Raw genomic sequence first — 18,536 nt, forward strand, 5'->3', positions numbered from 1 at the left:
CCGGGTCAGCGCAGACGGGTGCGCACCAGCAGGGCCAGCGGGATCGCCGCGAGCAGCAGCAGCCATGCGGTGTTGCCGAGCGTGAGCCACAGGACGATCGCGAAAATCGCGGCGGCCACGACCCGCACCACCCGCGCCGGTATCGGACCGATCTCGGCGCCGGGAACGACGGTGGGGGAGGCGGGCAGGTCGGCGAAGGTCTCGGCGAGTTGTCGCCGACTCACGGCCGCCCAGACCGCGGTGCTGCGCTCGTCGAACTCCGGGGCTGTCAATCGGCCGATACTGAAGTGCTCGGACAGTTCCCGCAGTGCGCGCTCACGTTCGTTCTCACTCACCCGGCCGTACGGAGATTCGCTCATCGAGTCAGGATAGAACCGCTCCGGAACATCGCCCGCCATACGAATTGCCAACGGCGGGAAGGTGTTTCGCCTCAGCTATCGGTGTCGCGCCGCACCCGGTCCGGGACGGTCGGATCGGCGGCATTCCGTCAGGTGATGGCACGCCGACCGACGCGACGCCGGGTGCAGGACCGGCATCGCGTCGATATGGTTTCCTGTACGTATGACAGGAGGGCCCGAATACACGATCGACGAGCTCGCGCGTGCTGCCGACAGCACCGTGCGCAGCGTCCGCGTGTATCACGAGAGGGGGGTTCTCCCGCCGCCGGAGGTGCGCGGGAGAACGGGCTATTACGGGGCGGAACATCTCAATCGAGTCCGCACCATCAGCCGGCTGCTGGACCGCGGCATCAAACTCAATGGAATCAAGGAATTGCTGGCGGCGTTCGACCGCGGCGACGATCTGGGTGATCTGCTCGGTGTGCCCGACGCGGATCAGTTGTCCCGGGATATCGGGCCGGGCGGGGCCACGGTGGCCGCCACCGAACTGCAGAATCGCTTCGCCGACGTGCCGAACGGGCTCGCCCGGGTGGTGACCGCCGGGGTGTTCGAGCCGGTGGACGCGACGAACTATCGGGTCGCCGACGCCGATCTCGCGGGCCTGCTGGACCGGCTCGAGGGCGCCGGGGTGCCGATCACGGCCGCGCTGCAGGAGGTCGAGCGGTTGAAGGCCGATTGCGACCGCGTTGCCCGTCGCGTGGTCGATCTGGTGCGCGAGCACGCCTGGGAGCCGTTCGCGAATTCGGAGCGCGGCCCGGACGATCACGCCGAGTTCACCGCCCGGGTCGGCACGCTCCGGTCGGCGCCGGGTCGCGCCGCCGAGGATCTGCTGAACCGCCTCATCGACCGGTATCTGGCGCAGGATGCCGAGATCGGCGCGGTGCTGAATCCGGATTCCTGACGCGGTCGTAGCCGGATTCCCGGCGGATCGCATCCCGATTCCGGACCGGTCGGCACTTCCCAGGTGTGGCTACATTGTAGAGCGAATGCGCCGTTACCTATCGGTACATTAATTGATGTCAGCGACGGTGCCGCAGCACGAGTGGAACTCGGCGCGGAGCGGCGGACGGTAATGGAGACATCGATGTTCACGAGCTCACAGCGCATTCGAACCACTGTTCACACCCCTCGAAAAGGGTGGCGTGCCCGCGTGCTGCCCGCCGCATTGGCCGCCCTCGGGGCGCTCACCTTCGGCGTCACCACCGCGCCCGCGCAGGCTCAGCCATCGCGCGCGGCCTGTCTCTGGGACGGCGCGGGCTATCGGCAGGGCGGCACGGTCTACGCGGGCGGATCGGGATTCACCTGCGGCGTCGACGGATTCGGTGCGGCGCGCTGGTTCCGCGGTTCCGGTGCCGGGCGTCTCGGGACGGTCTTCAGTCCGGGTACCGGAAACCCGGTGGGCCAGTTCAGCCCCGGCGCTCGCCAGCCCGGTAGTGATTGGAACGACTACTGCGTCGGCAGCCAGCTCATCCCGGGTACGGAGGACGTCTACGAGTTGTTCGCGATCGGCGGAACGCTGATGTGGCGGTCGGTCGGTCCCATCTCGGACTGGGCCTTCGATTCCCCGGTGATCCGCCCCGCGCCGACGTGGCGCTCCTCCAGCATGTGCATCGACGGCGTGCTGAGCTGATTCCCTCCGCTGATTCCCCCAATGCTCGTGCCGGGCATCATGTCCCGGCACGAGCATGGTGCTGTCAGCGGCCGGTGTAAGCGGGTACGCGCCGCACCTGCTGCGCATCCTCGTTGTGTCCTTTGTCCCAGGGCGCCTCGCCCGCTCCGGCCGGCTGATCGCGGTCGCTGACGCGCCGGTTGTCGGTGGTGCTCGAATCCCTCCGCTGCTCGTCGACGCGCCGGCCGGTGGCATCGCTGACGGACTGGTCGCGATCGGCCCCGCGGCGGTTGTCCCCGCTGGGATCCGCGTGCGGCCCACGGCCCTGGCGGCCGCCGCTGTCCCTGCCGCCGGAGTGGTCGGTGTCGTGGGTGCCGCCCTGATGAGCCAGTGTGACAACCGGATTCGCGGACGCCGTGGTGGCGGCCAGTACGGGGGTCGCGACGACCGCGCAGGCGAGCACGGACGAGGCGATGAGTTTACGGGTGGTGGATGCGCGCATCGCTGATTCCTTACGTGACGTCGACTATCGGTTCATGCACGCTCCGCGGGCGGTGTCGAGTGGCGGACCAAACAACGTGCCGTTAGATAGCGTTACATCAAATAGTGTTCCACTAATGACGGACGCGCTGTTCCCCGCGATGAGAAGTCCGGTCCAGCGAATAACGGGGCGCCGGTCGAACGCCGAACGCCGAACGCCGGGTCGCCGCTGTAGCGGCGGACCCGGCGTCCGAGGTGAATAGAATGCGTCGCGGTGGGCGGGCGGGCCCGCCGCACTACGAGATATGTTGTGGTTCAGCAGCTTCCGAACGACCCGCTGCAGACGGTCGGGGGCAGGAACGGGCGGCCGTGCCGGTAGTCCCGGGGGCCGTCCCAGGACGGCGGGAAGAAGCCCGGGAAGGGGGGACCGGGCAGGCGGCCACTCCAATCGGGCCGATCGCGATAATTGGGCCGGTCGTGCGACCACCCGTCGTTTCCGTGGTGGGGCCGGTCCAGTGCGATTCCGGTGGCCGGATCGGTGGGCTGTGCACCGGCGGCGGCGTCCATCGCACCGATCGGGAGTACGGCCAGGGCGGTGAGAACACATATCCGGGCGGCGGCCTTGCGGATCGCCGGTGTCTTGGTGTCCAACATGATTTTCCTTCTATCGGACCAGGCAATTCATTTGTGGCCTGGTGGGTTTCGCGGTGGTTCGTCACCCAGGACCGCGCCCTCGCGGCGGGGGTCCGCCCCGCCGATCCAGCCGTCGCCGTCCCGGACCAGGGCGGACGCGCCGCTGGACTGCGGTGCGACCGAGACCTGATGGCCCAGTTCGCGCAGTCGCCGCACGAGCGCGTCATGATCGCCGTTATCGGTGGCGTCGACGGCGGGGTGCTCACCGCCGACATTCGTGGTCGCGGAGTTGGCCGCGCCGAAATCGATCATCGATACCGCCTGCTGCGGATCCAAACCCCAATCAAGCATGGCGACAAGGGTTTTCACCACGAACTGAATGATGACCGCACCGCCCGGCGATCCGGTGACATGGGTCAGCGGACCCCGGGAACCGTCCGCGGCGGTGTCGAAGACCAGCGTCGGGGCCATCGAACTGCGTGGGCGCTTACCCGCCTCGAGGCGATTGGCCACCGGTACGCCGTCCCGGTCCAGCGGTTCGGCCGCGAAGTCGGTGAGCTGATTGTTCAGGACGAACCCGTCGACCAGATGGAATGCGCCGAAGGCCGATTCGACCGTGGTGGTCATACTCGCGGCATTGCCGTAGCGGTCGACGATGCTGATATGGCTGGTGCCGTGCTCGACCTGTTGGGTGCTGTTGCCGACGGGTACGGGACCGAAGTTCCCGGGCTGGGCGACACCCATAGCGCGGGTGGGATCGATGAGCGCGGCGCGGTGCGACAGATAACTCGGGTCGATCAGCGTCCGCGGCGAATTGCCCGGCGGTGGAACGAAATCCGGGTCCGCGAGATACTTGTCGCGGTCCGCGTAGGCCAGCCGCTCGGCCTCGGAGATCAGGTGTACCGCGGCGGCGGTGGGCTTACCGCCGTCGCGGTCGGCCGCGGTGTCGCCGTTGCTGTGCTCGGGTTTCATCGCGGCGAGGTCGGCCGTGGAGAGCATGCCCAATACCGCCGCCACCGCGGTGCCGCCCGAGGACGGTGCGGGCATCCCACAGACCTCATGGGTGCGATACGGCGCGCACAGCGCGGTGCGTTTCTTGGCCTGGTACGCGGCCAGATCCGCCGCGGTGGTCGATCCGGGGGAGCGCCCGCCCGAGGCATCGGCGATCGCTGTCACGATATCGGCGGCGATGGCCCCGGTGTAGAACGCGTCCGAGCCCTCCGACGCGATCGCCGAGAGGGTTTTGGCCATGGCGGGATTGGTCAGCGTGACGCCCGCGGCTTTGGCACTGCCGTCCGGCTGGAGGAAGTAGGCGCGGGACGCGGGATCCTTGGCGAGATCGGCCGCCGAATCGGCGATCTGGGCCGCCAGCCGGGGACCGATCGCGAACCCTCGGTCGGCGAGATCGACCGCCGGGGCGAACAACTCCCGCCAGGACTTCCTACCGTGCTCACGCTGGGCGAGTTCGAGCAGCCGCAATACCCCGGGGGTGCCGATGGACCGGCCGCTCGCGCGCGTATTCGGTTGTGGCGCGGTGTGATCGGCCGCGCTGATCCACCGCAGATAGTCCGGCGTCGCGGCGGCGGGCGCGGTCTCGCGGCCGTCGTAGGCGTCCACGCTCGCGGTGGCGGCATCGTAATAGAGCAGGAACGCGCCGCCGCCGATACCGGTGGCCTGCGGCTCGACCAGGCCGAGCACGGTTTGCGCCACGACGAGCGCGTCCGCGGCGGTCCCGCCGTCGCGCAGCACCGTGCACGCCGCCTCGGTGGCGACCGGGTTGGCGGTCGCCACCGCGAAGGTGCCGGTGCGCACCGGCGTCATTCCCGAGCGGTAGCCGGTCGCGATTTCGGGGTGCAGCGACAGGTCGGTGGTGGCGGTACCCGATGTGGCGATGGCCTTTTGGGGGATGCCGTTGGGGGTGGTGGTGCAGGATGCCGACGGCCGGTCGTTATCGGACGAGCAGGCGGCGAGCAATCCGATCAGCAGGAGTGGGGCGCAGCAGGCGGCGCCCCAGGCTTGCGTTCGTGTGCGCCTCATGTCTTCGGACCCTATCGGTATGGCCACCGCTGGGAAGCTGTCGTGACTCGTGCACCGAAAGGCGAAATGCATTCTCACACATGGAGATCCGATTGATCATGGGTTGCCAGCGGCGGGAAGGGGGGCGTCGTTCGAATGCGATACTGCTGATATGTCGCGAACTCGCCGTACCCGCGGGCATGCCGGAACCGCACCGCGCCACGCGTGCGGCGCGGCTAGTTCCGGGCACACCTGCGATACGCGTCCGGGGTCTGCCCGGTCCAGCGGTGGAACGCGCGGCGCAGTGCGCGCTGGTCGCGGTAGCCGACCCGACCGGCAATGGACTGCACCGGCAGTCGCGTGTCCCGCAGCAGGCGCGTGGCCTGCTGGCAACGAACAGCTTCCAGTTCACGCCGCCACGAGGTGCCGTGATCGGCGAGTCGGCGCTGCAGGGTGCGCGGGCTCACCGCCAGCCGCTGTGCGACGACTTCTATTTCGGCGCTTTGCCTTTCGATCAACGCGGCGCTGATCTCGGCGCGCAGGGTGTCCTCCCAGGTCGGTGCGGGCCGGGCGGTGTCGATGATCAGCTTGGCGTAGTGGAGCAGAATTTGGCGCAGTTCCGGATCGTAGGGCCGCCCGTCCCGCGTCCGTTCGGCAATGGGCAATACCAGGGCGGTGCGGTCCTGATCGAAATGGATATTGCCGGTGCCGAACGTCTCGATGAGATAGCCGGGGTCGGGCGGTGCGGGGTGCGTGAAATCGACTCGAATCGGATCGGCGGCATGGCCCGCGATCGCACGCGCACGATGCAGCAGCACGGTCAACGAGAACTCGTTCACCACCGCGGCGACGGTGGCGCCGTACGGTCTGCCCCGGAATTCGGCGATCAACTGGTGATCGTCCGCGGTGACGACCAGGGTCGCCGCGGGGTCCGCCATGACGGCGGCGAATCGCGCGGCATCGGTAAAGCCCTCCGCCAGATTCGAAGCGCCGAGGATGAGGTAGTCCCAGATGTGCAGGCGCCCGGGCGGCGCCAACTCGGCCACCCGCACGCCCACCCCGACTCCGCCTGCCGCGCAGATCAATTCCCACAGGCGCAGCAGCGCCGTCGAGGGGATCCGAAGGAAATCATCGCCGAGTAGTTCACGCCCGAGCCCGGCTATCGCGGCGATCTCACGATCGGGTACACCGATCTGGACAGCCGCCTCCAGCACCGATCGCGTGAGGTGCGACGATACGGTGCCTTCGATCTCGGACAAGTCTGCTCCTGCGGGTCGCGCGAAAGTTGGTTCCGCCCAGCCTGCGATCCCTCACGCGCGGGAACAACAACCAATCTCTACACAAACGATCACTATTACTAATCAACGAGTGGCGCGAACACGCCACCGTTCGCATCAGCTCGGCTCCGGGGGCCACAAATCGCGGATTACCTGGGCGAATGCGTGGATCAGCGCGGTCTCGGAAGCACTGCGCCACACCGGGGCACACCGCACCGGGTGCGAATCGGCAATTGGCACATATGAGACACCGGGTCGAGATCCGAGCAGATTCGGCATTCTCTCCGCTTCCCAAGCGGGAATCCGGCCCGATAACTTCCCGGAGCTGGGAATGTGTGCCGCCGCGGACTGGATAGGCTGCGGGTGGGTACGTGGCGGAGGAAGGTGAATCATGGTTGCCTCATTGCAGCTGCCAGCCGCCGGCGCCGAGGTGAAACTGCATCGGGTCTCCCAGGCGCCGATGCTGAATGACTACATCGCCGATACCGAATCGATCCTGCAGCTGCTGCTCGATACCCTCGGCAAGGGCACGGCCCAGCAGCTCACCGCGAAAGCGTTGAACGCGGCCACCACACAGTCGGCGGGCACCGGTGCCGCGGCGGCGGACTATCACGCGACCGATACTCAACTCGCACAGTACAAATCAGACCTGAACTCGCTCGACACCCATATCGCCGATATCGCGCAGAAGTCCGCCGGTATCACCGAGAGAACGCGCGCCGAGGTCAAGGGACTGCGGGACACGATCAACGCCATCATCGGCACCGTGCGTGAAAAGCCGACCGTACCAGAGCAATTGGGTGCCATCGATCGAATCGACGATGCGGTGGGCAAAGCCGAGAAGGCGGTGGTGCAGGCGTGGGATCTGAACAATGCCCATGGCGCCACGGTGCATCAGGCCAGCACCGGCGGCGGTAGCCAGGGTGGTGGCAGTCAGGGTGGTGGGAGCTCTCCATCCGGTTTCAACCCGGGCCTGGGTGGCCTCGGTGGCTCGACGAACGGCGGCAACTCCGCCGATACCACTCAGTCACACCGGAATTCGTCCCCCCGCTACTCCGGACCCGCGAACGCCGAGCCGATCTCGGGCACCAAGAAGGCGCAGGCGAGCGATATCTACCGCTACCTGATCACCAAATACGGTTTCACCCCCGCCCAGGCCGCGGGCATCCTCGGCAATATGCAGGTCGAATCCGGATTCAACACCGCCGCATACAATCCCGGCGAAGGCGCGATCGGCCTGTGTCAGTGGGAGGGCGGCCGCCGCACCATGCTCGAACGCTTCGCGGCCTCCCAGGGCAAATCGGTCACCGACTGGCAGGTCCAGGTCGACTACATGATGCGCGAAATGCAGGGCGGCGAATCCGGCGCCTACGCCCACGTCAAAGCCGCCCAGACCCCGGCCGCCGCGGCCAGCGCCTTCGACCAGTACTACGAACGCAGCTCCGGCGATGCCCGCGGCCAGCGCATGGCGAACGCGGCGAGCATCGCCGCCGCCATGGGCACGATCTCGATCTGATACCGGCTGTGCCCGCCGACTTCCGCTGCGGGGCAGCCGCGGTACTCGGGCCGATCCGAGATCGACTGCCACCCAGCGAATTCCAGGAGGCGCTGACCTACACATCCGATCCGGTTCTCAATCGCGTAGTACGGTTCGAGGATCCTGCCGCGGGACTCGAACGGCTGCGTGAAGATCATGAGCACTTCCGAAAGCTGCGCGCACTCACCGATTCCTACTTGCCCGAGGTCGAGGATATCGCCGGAGTGCTCCAGAATCCCGCGCTGCGTGCCACGGACAGAAAGTTCCTGGTATCAATTCTGTCCACTCGTGCTCCGATGAAGCGAATCGAGCAGATGTATACGAACTTCGCGCACTATGACCACCTGTGGGAGGTCTTTCAGGCGAGGCCGTCGCTGCGTCTCGCGCAGGAGCGTATCGCGCGTATGGACCGGGCCGTCGCGCAACCGCTACCCGATCCCCTGCGCTCGGTGCGAGGCCTCGAGAGTATCGGCCACCTGGTCGACGAGCAGGGCATACCACTCGGGACGCGCGATCCCGCCCTGCTGCGCAGCGTCATCCAGCGTGAGCGGCTTTATCTCGGCGAGCCTGGGAACAGCGCCCCCCCGACTACTACGCCGGTGGCTACCGACTCGAATTGGATCTACCCGAAGGATCCCACGGTCTGTGGATGGGCCTCGCGAGCCGCAACTGCTTTCAGCGCGAACTGATCCTGCCCCGCGACACCGCATACCGGATCGATGAGGTCATTCCGAATCCTCAGGGCCAGAACTATATCGGCGTCGACTACCTGCTGCGGGCAACGTGATTCCATCCGGCGGGTTATTAACCGCGGAGCTGGTCAGGGCGGTAGAATCCAGACGTTCGCGGGGATGTGTCCCAGCTCTCGTACCCGCTCTAGTCGGGCCAGTGCGCCATCGATGGCATTCGGATGTAAGCCCGCGTCGCCCATGGCCGCGCGCAGGCGGCCGGTGTCAGCGTTGCGTATCGCGTCCAGGACCTCCGGTTCGAGTTGTTGTCCTTTGTGGGCGGCGACGAAGTCGGAGTCGATAGCGATATTGTGCGGGTTGCGGGCCAGGGGGAACGATCGGCCATGGTCGATGGCGACGAGGTCGAGGTGGGTGCCGCGGTCGACCGTGCGATAGTTACCGGGATGCCGGTCCAGCGCGCCGATTAGGTAGTCGAGGACACCGACTTGCTGCTGCTGGACTCGTGGATAGGCATCGATCGACCTGGACGGTGTGGAATCGACGAACTGCTGGATCATGCCGGGACCGGAGTGTCGGCCATCTGGGCCTACGACTCCGTCGGTGCGTGCGGTAGGAGGGATTCGGCCGAATCCGAGGATTTCATCGACCCGATATGCGGCGATTTCTCTACTGGTCAACGCACCTGGTGCATGGATGAAGGGGAGGTTCGCGTCGTATTTCTCGCCATGAATGGGTTTGTAGATGTTGAGTTCGCCGTCCTCCGAGCGCATCTTGCGTACTTCCGTCGAGCTGCGTGCGACGGCGTCGCGCATATCGTCGGTGAACTCGACATTAGTGGATAGCCGGCGGGCCGCCATGGTCGACTCGGTATCGCTGCGGCGGTAGTTCCAATTCCGCGCCGGCATCCGCATCGGATTCGGTTGACTTACTGTGCGGGTTTCTTCGAGGAGGTGATGCCCAATGCTGGTATCGGCGTTGTCCACCGTACGCAACGCGGTGCGTGTGGTACCGCTGGTGCGCTCATAGGTGCGCGCGACCGATCGAGTCCCGAGGTCCAATGTTCTGGTCAAGTTTCGGGTCAAGCGGTCGACGACGTTGCGCAGGACCGGAGTAACGCCGCCACTCATGGCTGCGATTGCGGGCTTTCGTCCACTACGCGGTAGTAGCTCATCCCAGGTAACTCGAGCAGGGAACGTAAGAACCGCAGACCCTCTCCCGGACCGACCCTGCCGAAGGGATCGTAGATTTTTACGCCTCGGTCATGCCATTGCTCGGCAATCAGGCAGCCGTCAGGATCGATCACCGCGAGTGCTGCCGTCCCCTTGGCGGTCAATCGGAACTCGGCCACCTTTCGCGGCTCCGTCGCGCCGACGTCATAGATCGCGACCACGGTCGGCGATACGTCCATCACAGCCACCTCTACCTCCGGGCTGACATGTTCACGTCAGGTGGATCCCCAGAATCGACATCGTCACTTCGGGTGTCATCGAACCTACCTCGCGAGCACGATCGCCGCCGACGAGTGGCCGTACAGACTCGGGCCAAACGGGACTTCCCAGCTCTGAGACGGCCTTGCCAGGGGTGGGAATAGCCATCGCCGGTTGTCGCGGCGCAGCGGTCACAATGACCGAATCATCTGGCAAGCCTCGTGACGGTTTAGGAAAACGTGCCCAGCAAACTCATCGAGCTGATGAACCGGGTCCGTGTGACGATTCAGGTCGAGGTATCGCTCGGCTATGAAAAGGCAGTCGCGAGCACTCGAAAGATATCGGATGCTATCCGGCAGGCGGTACGTAGAACGGAGGACGCCGACCAGGCAGGCCGCCGAATGCTCGGGGCCGGCGAGTCCGGGGCGCGGGGAACGGGAACGCTCGACGCGGTCGTCGAGGTGCACCGCCCGGCGTTCAATCGAAGATATTCCAATACGAATAGAGTCGAGTACCGGCCGAGTGACCTGCCGGTCTTCGCGGGTCCGCCTACACGTGAACAGGTGCGGCAGGGACAAATTGGCGATTGTGGGCTGATCGCCGTCATCGGCGCCGTTGGAAAGCATCGGCCGGAGGCTATCCAGCGAGCAATTCGCGAACGCAGTGACGGGACGTTCGACATCACTTTCCACAATATCGAACACCTAAATGATGGGACCACGTTACGGCCTACCGGGAAGACGACCACCTTCCGAGTCAGTAATGAACTCCCGCATACCAGGAACGGTCCGCCTGGTCCGCCGATCGGGGCCCGATCGGACGACTGTTCCTGGCCTTCGTTGCTGGAGAAAGCCGCTGCGGGCGAGGACCGCGCCTGGGATACGGTCAGACATTCGATCTGGGATCTGAGATGGCGGGGCTTGAAACCGGGGGTCGACAGCGCCCGGCGGCGCAAGGGGCTGCTGCTGTCCTCGCCCAGCACGCCGCCGCTCGGCTATAACCGAATCGGGGTGGGTTCGAGCCCCGCCGAGGAGGCTAACCTGCTCGCGAGAATCACCGGCGAGGAGGCTGTGGTCAGGGATCTGCCGCCCGGGCACCGGGATCTGCTGTCGGAGGTCAAAGGCCAACTCGACAGTAATAAGCCGGTTATTGTGGCCAGTCGATCGACGGTAGAGGGAGTGGATTATCCGGATGGTGTATATGCGAACCATGCATACGGAGTGGAACGCGTCGTTGGTGACAAGATCGAACTGCGGAACCCATGGGGATATGACCATCCGGAACCGATGAGTCCCGGTACGTTCTTGAAGCTCTATCATCCGGTTTATACAACGCTGAGTTAGGTTTGAAAATTGAGCGACGGACAAGTCAGTACCATCACCATCCATCTCGCCATTCCTTCGGACTGGGGCTTCGGAAATGTCATCGGTGGAAAACATGTCACCGAGGCGAATGGACGATACGCGGCGCGATTGTTTCTCAAAGATCGTGAGGGTCAACGCCATATCACCGTTCGGGAAGGCGACCGGATCGCATTCGCTGGACAATCGTGGTGCGTCACGAAGGTGTACGAGCCGGTCACGGACGCCAGGGGCCCGGTGGTGACTCTCACCGAGATCTGACCCGATATCGTCACTTCGGCCGAGCCTCACCGGTATTCCGGTTGTTGTCCGGGGTGATCGCGTTATCGCCGTCGCCGCGACTATCGGAGCGGTCTTCGCGGCCGGGGTTCCGGTCCGGCGTCGAGCCGGCGGTCGTCGTGGCGGTTGTCGGTGGTTGCCCGATATCCCAGGAGACGGTTCGGGTCAGGCTGCCGTGTGATTCGAAGGGTTTCGCCCAGCCGAGCTCGGTGAATCGACCGTTCTCCGAATCCTTTACGCCGGTGGCGACATCGCTTTTGCCCTTGTCGAAGTCATAGTAGTCCTGTGCCTCCACGGTGATGTCCATGATGACCTTCTTGCCTTCGACACGGACATTGGCGTGACTCCACTGCTGGTATCCGCCGATGGTCTTCTGCCAATTCTCAGTGGAAGTGCCCGCCGTGCGCGGATCACCATTGATCTTGAAGTTACGATTGCCGTCCTTGGCGAAGGCGTCGGCCGCCAGGGCGGCACGAGCGATCTCCGTATCCACGGACTCGGAAATGCCCTTGTCCTCGCGATATCCTTCGTCGTAGTCGAATTCCATTGGCTTGCCGTTGTTTTCCCAGTAGTGCCGGTACATCGCGCTGGCATCGTCGAATTCGGATTTCACATACTCACCGCCCAGCAGCTTCGCCTGCCACTTCTGCTTGTTCAGCCAGTCCTGGAATCCGCCTTTCTTCGTGTTGTAGATGAAGGTATCGTCGTGCGGGATACGCGGTCTGCGCGGATCTCCGATCGTGTAATTGCTATGGTCCGTCTTCAGCGCGTCGAGAATGGCTGTCATCCCCTGGTCGACCTGATGGGCGGTGTCGTGCAGGGTTTTGATGCCGTCATGGGTGGTTTGCCATGCCTGAGCCATGGATATGATGTTCTTCTTGGCTGGCATTGCGTAATCATTGTCCGCTTTCCGGAACATTTCTATGACCGAGTCCAAAGCCCTGCGGCCGGAGTCATAACTCTTCTGGGCTGCTTCCAGGGTATCCGCCCAATTTCTGAGTCCCAGGTTGCCGGTCTGAAATCGAGTCTGAATGCTCTTGGTTCGAGTGTTCAATGCGTCTACGGCCTGACCTGCGCCGACTGCCCCGTCTCCGCGCCATACGGACGATATTTCCGATGACGTCATCGGCTTCAGATAATCCAAAGAATGTCCGGCGCTTTCGGCTCTGGTTTGATATATCTTCGCCTGATAGCGAAGCGAGTCGGCTATTCCTTTCGGCCGCGGAAAGGCGTATGCGAGGCTGATCACTGATTTCAGGGCATCTGATGTGCAGTGTTCGCCTGCGATCTGGCCGAGTTGATCCAGCAGTGAACGCAGGAGGGTGACATTGTCCGAATACCAGCTAACCAATGCTGTTCGCTTTCGGCTATTGGGTCGGCATGACGGTTACAGGAGGCTGTACCGTGGGTATGGGCATCGACGCGTTCGGTGGAGGCGCGCTCGAAACCGCGGCGCCGCCGTCGGTGTCAGTGATGTGATAGGTATTCAATTTGTCGGTCAGAGAATATGCCAATGCCGAACAGTCTTTTTCGGCGCTTTTCCTCAGTCGGTCCATCTCCGTATGATAATTTCTCAGTTGAAAAACTATGTCCCCGAAGTCGGCCGGGAGAAGATTGTCCGCGGGATCCATCCAATCGGAGAGGTGAAAAGCGGCCTTGAATATCTCGTTCACGGTCGTCGGTAAATTCTTCGGATCCATCCAGAGCGTCGGCTTGTCGCCGTCGCCCTTGGTCTCCTTCTGCTCCGGCGAGGGATTCTGTTGATCAATCGGCTCGGGTGCCACGAGATTTCCTTGCCAATGGGTTCCGGATCGGTCGACAGCGATGCTAACCACCGTCGTCTTCCCCGCTGTTCCCGTCGCTGGGGATCTTTCGGCCTGGCGCTGTCGCTCCCACCGCTGGGAAAGTTACCCGGCCGCCGCTGCCTACCATTTGCCTTGCACGCCAATAGTTTTCAATTGAAAGGTAGCTCTCCTATGAACACGAACGACCGCGCTGTGGTGTCCGCCGTGACCGATCTGCGCGACGCTCCGCTGGGTCAGCTCTCCGGGCAGAGCCTGCCCGAGCTGCTGTCGAATCTGGCCCACTCCTCCACCACCGGCATCTCGTTCAGCTCCGCGATGATGTGATCCGAAATACCGCACCGGCTATCCCATGAACCGTAAACCGCTTCCGTTTCGTCAGTTTGTGATCAAGGTGCATAGCCGGTGTGACTTGGCGTGCGACTACTGCTACATGTACGAGCACGCCGACCAGTCCTGGCGTGGCCGCCCGATGGGGCTCGCCCCGGCGACGGCCACCCGGATTGCGTTCCGCATCGCCGAACATGCCGCAGCCCATGAACTTCCCGAGGTCGCCATCGTGCTGCACGGCGGCGAACCGCTCTTGCTCGGCGTCGATCGCACCCGGGAATTCCTCGCCACGCTGCACACCGCCATCGCTCCGGTGGCCCGGCTGAATCTGCACATCCACACCAACGGGGTCCTGCTCAGCCCGGCATTTCTCGACCTGTTCACCGAATACAATGTGCGAGTAGGTGTTTCGCTTGACGGTGATCGTGCCGCCAATGACCGGCACCGGCTGTACCGCAACGGCCGCAGCAGTTACGACCGAGTGAGCGCGAGCCTGGAGCTGCTGCGCAAGCCGCGGTACCGCGCGTTGTTCTCCGGCCTGCTGTGCACGGTGGATATCGCCAACGATCCCGTCGCCGTCTATCGCGGCCTGCTTGCCCAGGATCCCCCGCGCATGGATCTGATTATGCCGCACTCGAATTGGGAACATCAGCCGCCCGGTCTGCGGTCACCGCGCGATCCGGACAACCCGAAGCAGGGCGGCGGCGAATACGGGCGGTGGCTCATCGCGGTCTTCGATGCCTGGAACGCCGACGGCCGTCCGGTTCCGCTGCGCACCTTCGAATCGGTGGTGGCGGCCATGTACGGCCGCCCGAGCTCGGCCGAGGCCATCGGTCTCGATCAGGTGGATCTGCTGGTCATCGAAACCGATGGCTCGCTGGAGCAGGTCGATTCGCTCAAGACCGCTTACGAGGGCGCGGCCGCGACCGGACTCGATGTGTGGGACAACAGCCTCGACGAGGCGGCCGTGCTTCCCGGAATCACGGTGCGCCGGGACGGTATCGACGGTGTCAGCGCGATCTGCAAATCCTGTCCGGTGGTTCAGGTGTGCGGCGGCGGTTTCTACCCGGATCGCTATCGCCCGGGCGCCGGTTTCGACAACCCCTCCGTCTACTGCTCCGATTTGAAGGAGATGATCGACCACGTGGCCGAGTCAGAAGCCGCCGCGGGACGAGGTGGCGCGCAGACCGCCGCGCATGGCGCCACCGCCGCTGCCCACAGCTTATCCGATAGCCAATTCGACCAACTCGCAGCGGGTTTCGGTGATGCCGAGACCATCAACTGGCTCGCCCAGGCGCAGTCGTCACTCCAGCGCGAATTGCTCGCCGGGGTAGGCAGATTCGGGCCGCAGAAAGATGAGAACTTCACGGCCGCATGGGATGTGCTCGTCTCGCTGGACGCCTCGGCGCCCGAGGCGGTGGCGCGGGTGCTGGCGCATCCGTACACCCGGGTGTGGGCCACCGCTCTGCTCGAGGGTGTCAGCAAGGGCGAATTGGTGGCCGCGGACGTCCGTCATCTGCAAGCCGTCGCCGCGAGCGCGGCCCTGCACGCGGGACGGGAGCTGCGACTGCCGATTCCGGTCCGCGACGGCATCGCGCCACTGCCCACCTTCGGTGCGGTGAAAGCCGGTGCTGAGGAACAGGTATGGATCGAAACGGGGTCGATCGACGACCTGGACCTGTTGCATCCGGTGCGCCTGCTCACGGCCACCGATCTGACCGTCCCGCTGGAGGACACCGATCCCTATCGGATCGGCCACAGCTTCGCGGCGGACCGGCTCGGCGATGCCGAGGCGCAGCGGTGGCAGGTCGCTTTCGCCGAGGGAATCGATTTCATCGACGCGCATCTGCCCGGGTACGCGCCCGGCCTGCGGGCCGGCTTGCGTGCGGTGATGCCCATGGAGCCGGAGGACAGTTATGACCGAAGCGCCTCGCTGCGTGCGGCTTTCGGTGCGGTCGGCATCGCCTTGCGACCGGCGCTGGTCTCGGCGGCGCTGCCGCTGATCCACGAGTTCCAGCATGTGAAGATGGGCGCCATTCTCGATATGTTCGCCTTGTTCGACCGCGCCGATACCGAGCCGCGGTATTACGCGCCGTGGCGACCGGATCCGCGGCCGATCGAGGGATTGTTGCAGGGCACCTACGCCCATATCGGGGTGACCGACTTCTGGCGGGTGCATCGAACCCTGGCCGAAGGCGCGCAGCGTCAGGCATCCGAGCGGGAGTTCGTGCGGTGGCGCCTGATGACCGCTGAGGCCATTCGCCAGCTCCAGGGCTCCGGATCGCTGACCCCACTGGGGGATCGGTTCGCCGCGGGTATGAGCGCGACCGTGCGGCCGTGGCTCGCCGAACCGGTCGACGCCGAAGCGGAAAGCGCTGCCCTGGACGCGGCCCGGGCGCATCGGGCCGCCTTCGACGAGCGTGTGAAGGTGGGAAATGACATCCACGCTTAGTCTTCCGGAAGAGCGATTCGCCCAGCTGGCAGCGGGTTTCGGCGATGCGGAAACCGTCCGCTGGCTGGTGCGTGCGCAGGGCTCGGTGCAGCGCGAATTACTTTCGGCGGTAGGTACATTCGGCCCGCGCGACGATGCGCGCTTCACCGCCGCGTGGGGTGTGCTGTTGGGTTTGGACGCCTCGGCCCCCGAGGCGGTGACGCAGGTACTGGCCCACCCGTACACCCGGGTGTGGGCATCGACGCTGCTCGGGAATATCAGTCGCGGGGAGTTCATCGCCGCCGACGTGCACCATATGGAGGCGGTCGCGGCGAGTGCGGCGATCCTGGCCGGTATCGATCTGCGACTACCGGTGCCGGTACGTGATGGCAAGGCGCCGCTACCGTTGTTCGGTGCGCTGCGAGCCGCCGAGACCGTATGGATCGATACCTGCCGGGTCACGCTGGACGAGCCGGTGCGCACGCTCACCCATGGCGATCTGACCGTCACCCTGGAGGACACCGATCCGTATCGCGCACTGCCCTATATCGGCAGCGAGATCGAACCGACCGGACGACTGACAGCAGCCGAGGCGCGGCAGTGGCAGCGGGCGTTCACTGGCGCTCTCGAATTCATCGAAACCCACCTGCCCGCGTATCTGCCCGGCCTGCGAGTGGGTCTGCGAACGATTCTGCCGCTGCGACCGGACGGCCCCACGGACCGAAGCGCTTCGGCCAGAACGGCATTCGGCGCGGTGGGGATCGCGGCCCGGCAGTTGAATCCGCAATCCCTGGCCGAGCTGCTGGTACACGAATTCCAGCATGTGAAGCTCGGCGCGATGATGGACGCCTTCGAACTGTACGACCGCGCCGATATCGAACCGCGCTACCACCCACCGTGCTTCTCGCATCCGCGCCCGATCGAGGGGTTGCTGCACAGCACCTACGCGCACCTCGCCCTCACCGATTTCTGGCAGGCCCAGCGCACCATCGCGACGGGATCCGCCGCCGCTGCCGCCGCCGACCGGCACGCCGAAGTCCGAGCGCTCACCGCCGAAGGCATCGCCCTCCTGGAATCAGCCGGATCCCTCACCGTCCTCGGCACGACCGTTCTCGACGCAATGCGGCACAGAGCCACCGACTAGCGCTCCTCGGTCCGTGCGGTGCCGTCGACCGCGGTAAGGACTCGCCGGGTACCGATGGGCTCGGAATGCCGACGGCCACGGCGAGCCGTCGGTCATGGTTCGGGGGGCTACGGAGGTGAGCAGACCGTGTCGATCGTGCCGGGTGCGGCTGAGGCGGCGGCCGTCGCACGACAGGCCGCTGAGAGCACAACACAGGCGCTGAGCACCGGCGCGTCCAGTATCAGTCGACAGTTGCGTGACATTGCCACCGGGACCCGGGAGTCGGCCGGGCTTCTGGTCCGCGCCGACACCGGGATCGCGATACCCGTCGATTCCGCTGGTCGCGCCCTGATACGTGATGATCAGGTTGTCGGCGGCCGCGCCGAAGCCGCGTACGCCACTTGGTTGAGCGATCTGCGGGCCCGAGGCGTCGACGCCGATCGGGCGATGGTGGATCTGGGGACGGTCTGGGACTATCTGCGTCACGACCCCAAATGGGCCTTCGATTCCGAGCGGAACTACGCGGGTGTGGTGATGTTCGGTAGCTCGGACAGCGGCGGCGCGGCGGTCCTGGCCAACCTTGTCCGTGACCGCGGCCTGGAGAGAACGCCCGCCGTGTTCTCCGGCTATGCCGCCCGGGCACCGGTGCGATCACCACCGAAGCCGTTCGGTTCAGGACGGGCGCGGAGCGAATAGGTCTGGGATCCCATCGCGTCATAGAGGATCATCTGGCCCGCAATACCGGCGAGAACGCCGCCAATTCCTTGGCATTGCTCCGTGAACAGGGCCGAGGCGTGCGATCGATCGTCGCGGTGTGCACCCCGCAGCATTCTCGGCGCGTATGGGGCACGATCATGAAACAGGGGCCCGATGTGGAGCACGTGGCGATGGTCACCGCCGATGTCTCCGTGGAGAATTACCTGCGCTATGGAATGCGCGACGATCCCTCGCTGGTGAAGCCGCCAGGCCGCATCACCGCGGCGATCATGGGCGAGATCAAACGCCTGGACGAGTATCCCGCCGAAGGCCATATCGTCCCGCAGGAGGTACCGGTTGACGTTCGCGCCGCCTACAACAGGCTGAGCGAAACGTTTCGCCCCACCGAGCGCAGGTTCTGACTCAGTGCCGGAACCCGATCGGGCAG

The 18,536-nt window shown here is 65.1% G+C and carries 21 protein-coding genes and 1 pseudogene; 13 read left to right on the forward strand and 9 right to left on the reverse strand.

Going from position 1 to position 18,536, the window contains the following annotated elements; genetic code table 11:
• Positions 1–5 precede the first annotated feature (5 nt).
• Positions 6–359 carry a DUF1707 SHOCT-like domain-containing protein gene (locus tag OHB26_RS23525; RefSeq protein WP_330179430.1) on the reverse strand — a complete coding sequence of 118 codons (354 nt, stop codon included), beginning with the start codon at positions 357–359 and terminating at the stop codon, positions 6–8.
• Positions 360–561: 202 nt separating this feature from the next.
• Here OHB26_RS23525 and OHB26_RS23530 point away from each other — a divergent pair, with 202 nt between their 5' ends.
• Complete coding sequence (locus OHB26_RS23530; protein WP_330179431.1) at positions 562–1,299, forward strand: MerR family transcriptional regulator; 738 nt, start codon at positions 562–564, stop codon at positions 1,297–1,299.
• A gap of 183 nt (positions 1,300–1,482) precedes the next feature.
• The gene (locus OHB26_RS23535; RefSeq protein ID WP_330179432.1) at positions 1,483–2,028 is read left to right on the forward strand and encodes a hypothetical protein; all 546 of its coding nucleotides are present in this window, start codon (positions 1,483–1,485) and stop codon (positions 2,026–2,028) included.
• A 64-nt stretch (positions 2,029–2,092) separates the two neighbouring features.
• Here OHB26_RS23535 and OHB26_RS23540 read toward each other — a convergent pair whose 3' ends face one another.
• The 4 genes from OHB26_RS23540 to OHB26_RS23555 form a co-directional block, all read right to left on the reverse strand.
• Complete coding sequence (locus tag OHB26_RS23540) at positions 2,093–2,509, reverse strand: hypothetical protein (RefSeq protein ID WP_330179433.1); 417 nt, start codon at positions 2,507–2,509, stop codon at positions 2,093–2,095.
• A gap of 293 nt (positions 2,510–2,802) precedes the next feature.
• Positions 2,803–3,141, reverse strand: a complete 339-nt coding sequence (locus OHB26_RS23545; RefSeq protein ID WP_330179434.1) for a hypothetical protein — start codon at positions 3,139–3,141, stop codon at positions 2,803–2,805.
• A 27-nt stretch (positions 3,142–3,168) separates the two neighbouring features.
• The gene (locus tag OHB26_RS23550; protein ID WP_330179435.1) at positions 3,169–5,157 is read right to left on the reverse strand and encodes a gamma-glutamyltransferase family protein; all 1,989 of its coding nucleotides are present in this window, start codon (positions 5,155–5,157) and stop codon (positions 3,169–3,171) included.
• Positions 5,158–5,372: 215 nt separating this feature from the next.
• On the reverse strand, positions 5,373–6,395 hold the full coding sequence (locus OHB26_RS23555; protein WP_330179436.1) for a helix-turn-helix transcriptional regulator: 1,023 nt from the start codon (positions 6,393–6,395) through the stop codon (positions 5,373–5,375).
• Positions 6,396–6,804: 409 nt separating this feature from the next.
• Between OHB26_RS23555 and OHB26_RS23560 the strand changes: the two genes are divergently transcribed.
• The 3 genes from OHB26_RS23560 to OHB26_RS23570 are packed head-to-tail and all read left to right on the forward strand — an operon-like array spanning position 6,805 to position 8,737.
• Positions 6,805–7,929: a phage tail tip lysozyme gene (locus OHB26_RS23560; RefSeq protein ID WP_330179437.1), complete on the forward strand. Its 1,125-nt coding sequence runs from the start codon at positions 6,805–6,807 to the stop codon at positions 7,927–7,929.
• A gap of 8 nt (positions 7,930–7,937) precedes the next feature.
• On the forward strand, positions 7,938–8,639 hold the full coding sequence (locus tag OHB26_RS23565; RefSeq protein WP_330179438.1) for a hypothetical protein: 702 nt from the start codon (positions 7,938–7,940) through the stop codon (positions 8,637–8,639).
• Positions 8,600–8,737: a hypothetical protein gene (locus OHB26_RS23570; RefSeq protein ID WP_330179439.1), complete on the forward strand. Its 138-nt coding sequence runs from the start codon at positions 8,600–8,602 to the stop codon at positions 8,735–8,737. Before OHB26_RS23565 ends, OHB26_RS23570 begins: the two co-directional genes overlap by 40 nt.
• A 33-nt stretch (positions 8,738–8,770) precedes the next feature.
• Here the strand turns inward: OHB26_RS23570 and OHB26_RS23575 are convergent, their stop codons facing one another.
• Both OHB26_RS23575 and OHB26_RS23580 read right to left on the reverse strand, forming a co-directional pair.
• Positions 8,771–9,766, reverse strand: coding sequence for a hypothetical protein (locus tag OHB26_RS23575; protein WP_330179440.1), 996 nt, complete (start codon positions 9,764–9,766; stop codon positions 8,771–8,773).
• Positions 9,763–10,056 (reverse strand): hypothetical protein, encoded by a 294-nt coding sequence (locus OHB26_RS23580; protein WP_330179441.1) that lies wholly within the window; start codon positions 10,054–10,056, stop codon positions 9,763–9,765. Before OHB26_RS23580 ends, OHB26_RS23575 begins: the two co-directional genes overlap by 4 nt.
• A gap of 249 nt (positions 10,057–10,305) precedes the next feature.
• On the opposite strand from OHB26_RS23580, the gene OHB26_RS23585 reads away from it, so the two are divergent.
• Together OHB26_RS23585 and OHB26_RS23590 are read left to right on the forward strand one after the other, a co-directional pair.
• Complete coding sequence (locus OHB26_RS23585) at positions 10,306–11,409, forward strand: hypothetical protein (RefSeq protein WP_330179442.1); 1,104 nt, start codon at positions 10,306–10,308, stop codon at positions 11,407–11,409.
• Between the two features lie 9 nt (positions 11,410–11,418).
• The gene (locus tag OHB26_RS23590) at positions 11,419–11,688 is read left to right on the forward strand and encodes a hypothetical protein (protein WP_330179443.1); all 270 of its coding nucleotides are present in this window, start codon (positions 11,419–11,421) and stop codon (positions 11,686–11,688) included.
• 10 nt (positions 11,689–11,698) lie between these two features.
• Here the strand turns inward: OHB26_RS23590 and OHB26_RS23595 are convergent, their stop codons facing one another.
• Positions 11,699–13,057 carry a hypothetical protein gene (locus tag OHB26_RS23595; protein ID WP_330179444.1) on the reverse strand — a complete coding sequence of 453 codons (1,359 nt, stop codon included), beginning with the start codon at positions 13,055–13,057 and terminating at the stop codon, positions 11,699–11,701.
• A gap of 16 nt (positions 13,058–13,073) precedes the next feature.
• Positions 13,074–13,490, reverse strand: a complete 417-nt coding sequence (locus tag OHB26_RS23600; RefSeq protein WP_330179445.1) for a hypothetical protein — start codon at positions 13,488–13,490, stop codon at positions 13,074–13,076.
• Between the two features lie 192 nt (positions 13,491–13,682).
• Between OHB26_RS23600 and OHB26_RS23605 the strand changes: the two genes are divergently transcribed.
• The 6 genes and pseudogenes from OHB26_RS23605 (at position 13,683) to OHB26_RS23625 (ending at position 18,510) form a co-directional block, all read left to right on the forward strand.
• Complete coding sequence (locus OHB26_RS23605) at positions 13,683–13,835, forward strand: hypothetical protein (RefSeq protein ID WP_330179446.1); 153 nt, start codon at positions 13,683–13,685, stop codon at positions 13,833–13,835.
• Positions 13,836–13,893: 58 nt separating this feature from the next.
• Positions 13,894–16,290 (forward strand): FxsB family cyclophane-forming radical SAM/SPASM peptide maturase, encoded by a 2,397-nt coding sequence (locus OHB26_RS23610; protein ID WP_330179447.1) that lies wholly within the window; start codon positions 13,894–13,896, stop codon positions 16,288–16,290.
• The gene (locus OHB26_RS23615; RefSeq protein ID WP_330179448.1) at positions 16,274–17,413 is read left to right on the forward strand and encodes an aKG-HExxH-type peptide beta-hydroxylase; all 1,140 of its coding nucleotides are present in this window, start codon (positions 16,274–16,276) and stop codon (positions 17,411–17,413) included. Before OHB26_RS23610 ends, OHB26_RS23615 begins: the two co-directional genes overlap by 17 nt.
• A gap of 126 nt (positions 17,414–17,539) precedes the next feature.
• Positions 17,540–18,088, forward strand: a complete 549-nt coding sequence (locus OHB26_RS23620) for a hypothetical protein (RefSeq protein ID WP_330179449.1) — start codon at positions 17,540–17,542, stop codon at positions 18,086–18,088.
• 2 nt (positions 18,089–18,090) lie between these two features.
• A pseudogene (locus tag OHB26_RS39750) lies at positions 18,091–18,234 on the forward strand (hypothetical protein); the annotation flags it as partial.
• 12 nt (positions 18,235–18,246) lie between these two features.
• Positions 18,247–18,510: a hypothetical protein gene (locus tag OHB26_RS23625; RefSeq protein WP_330179450.1), complete on the forward strand. Its 264-nt coding sequence runs from the start codon at positions 18,247–18,249 to the stop codon at positions 18,508–18,510.
• Positions 18,511–18,536: the final 26 nt, after the last annotated feature.

The sequence above is a fragment of the Nocardia sp. NBC_01503 genome, from assembly GCF_036327755.1.
Lineage (GTDB): Bacteria > Actinomycetota > Actinomycetes > Mycobacteriales > Mycobacteriaceae > Nocardia.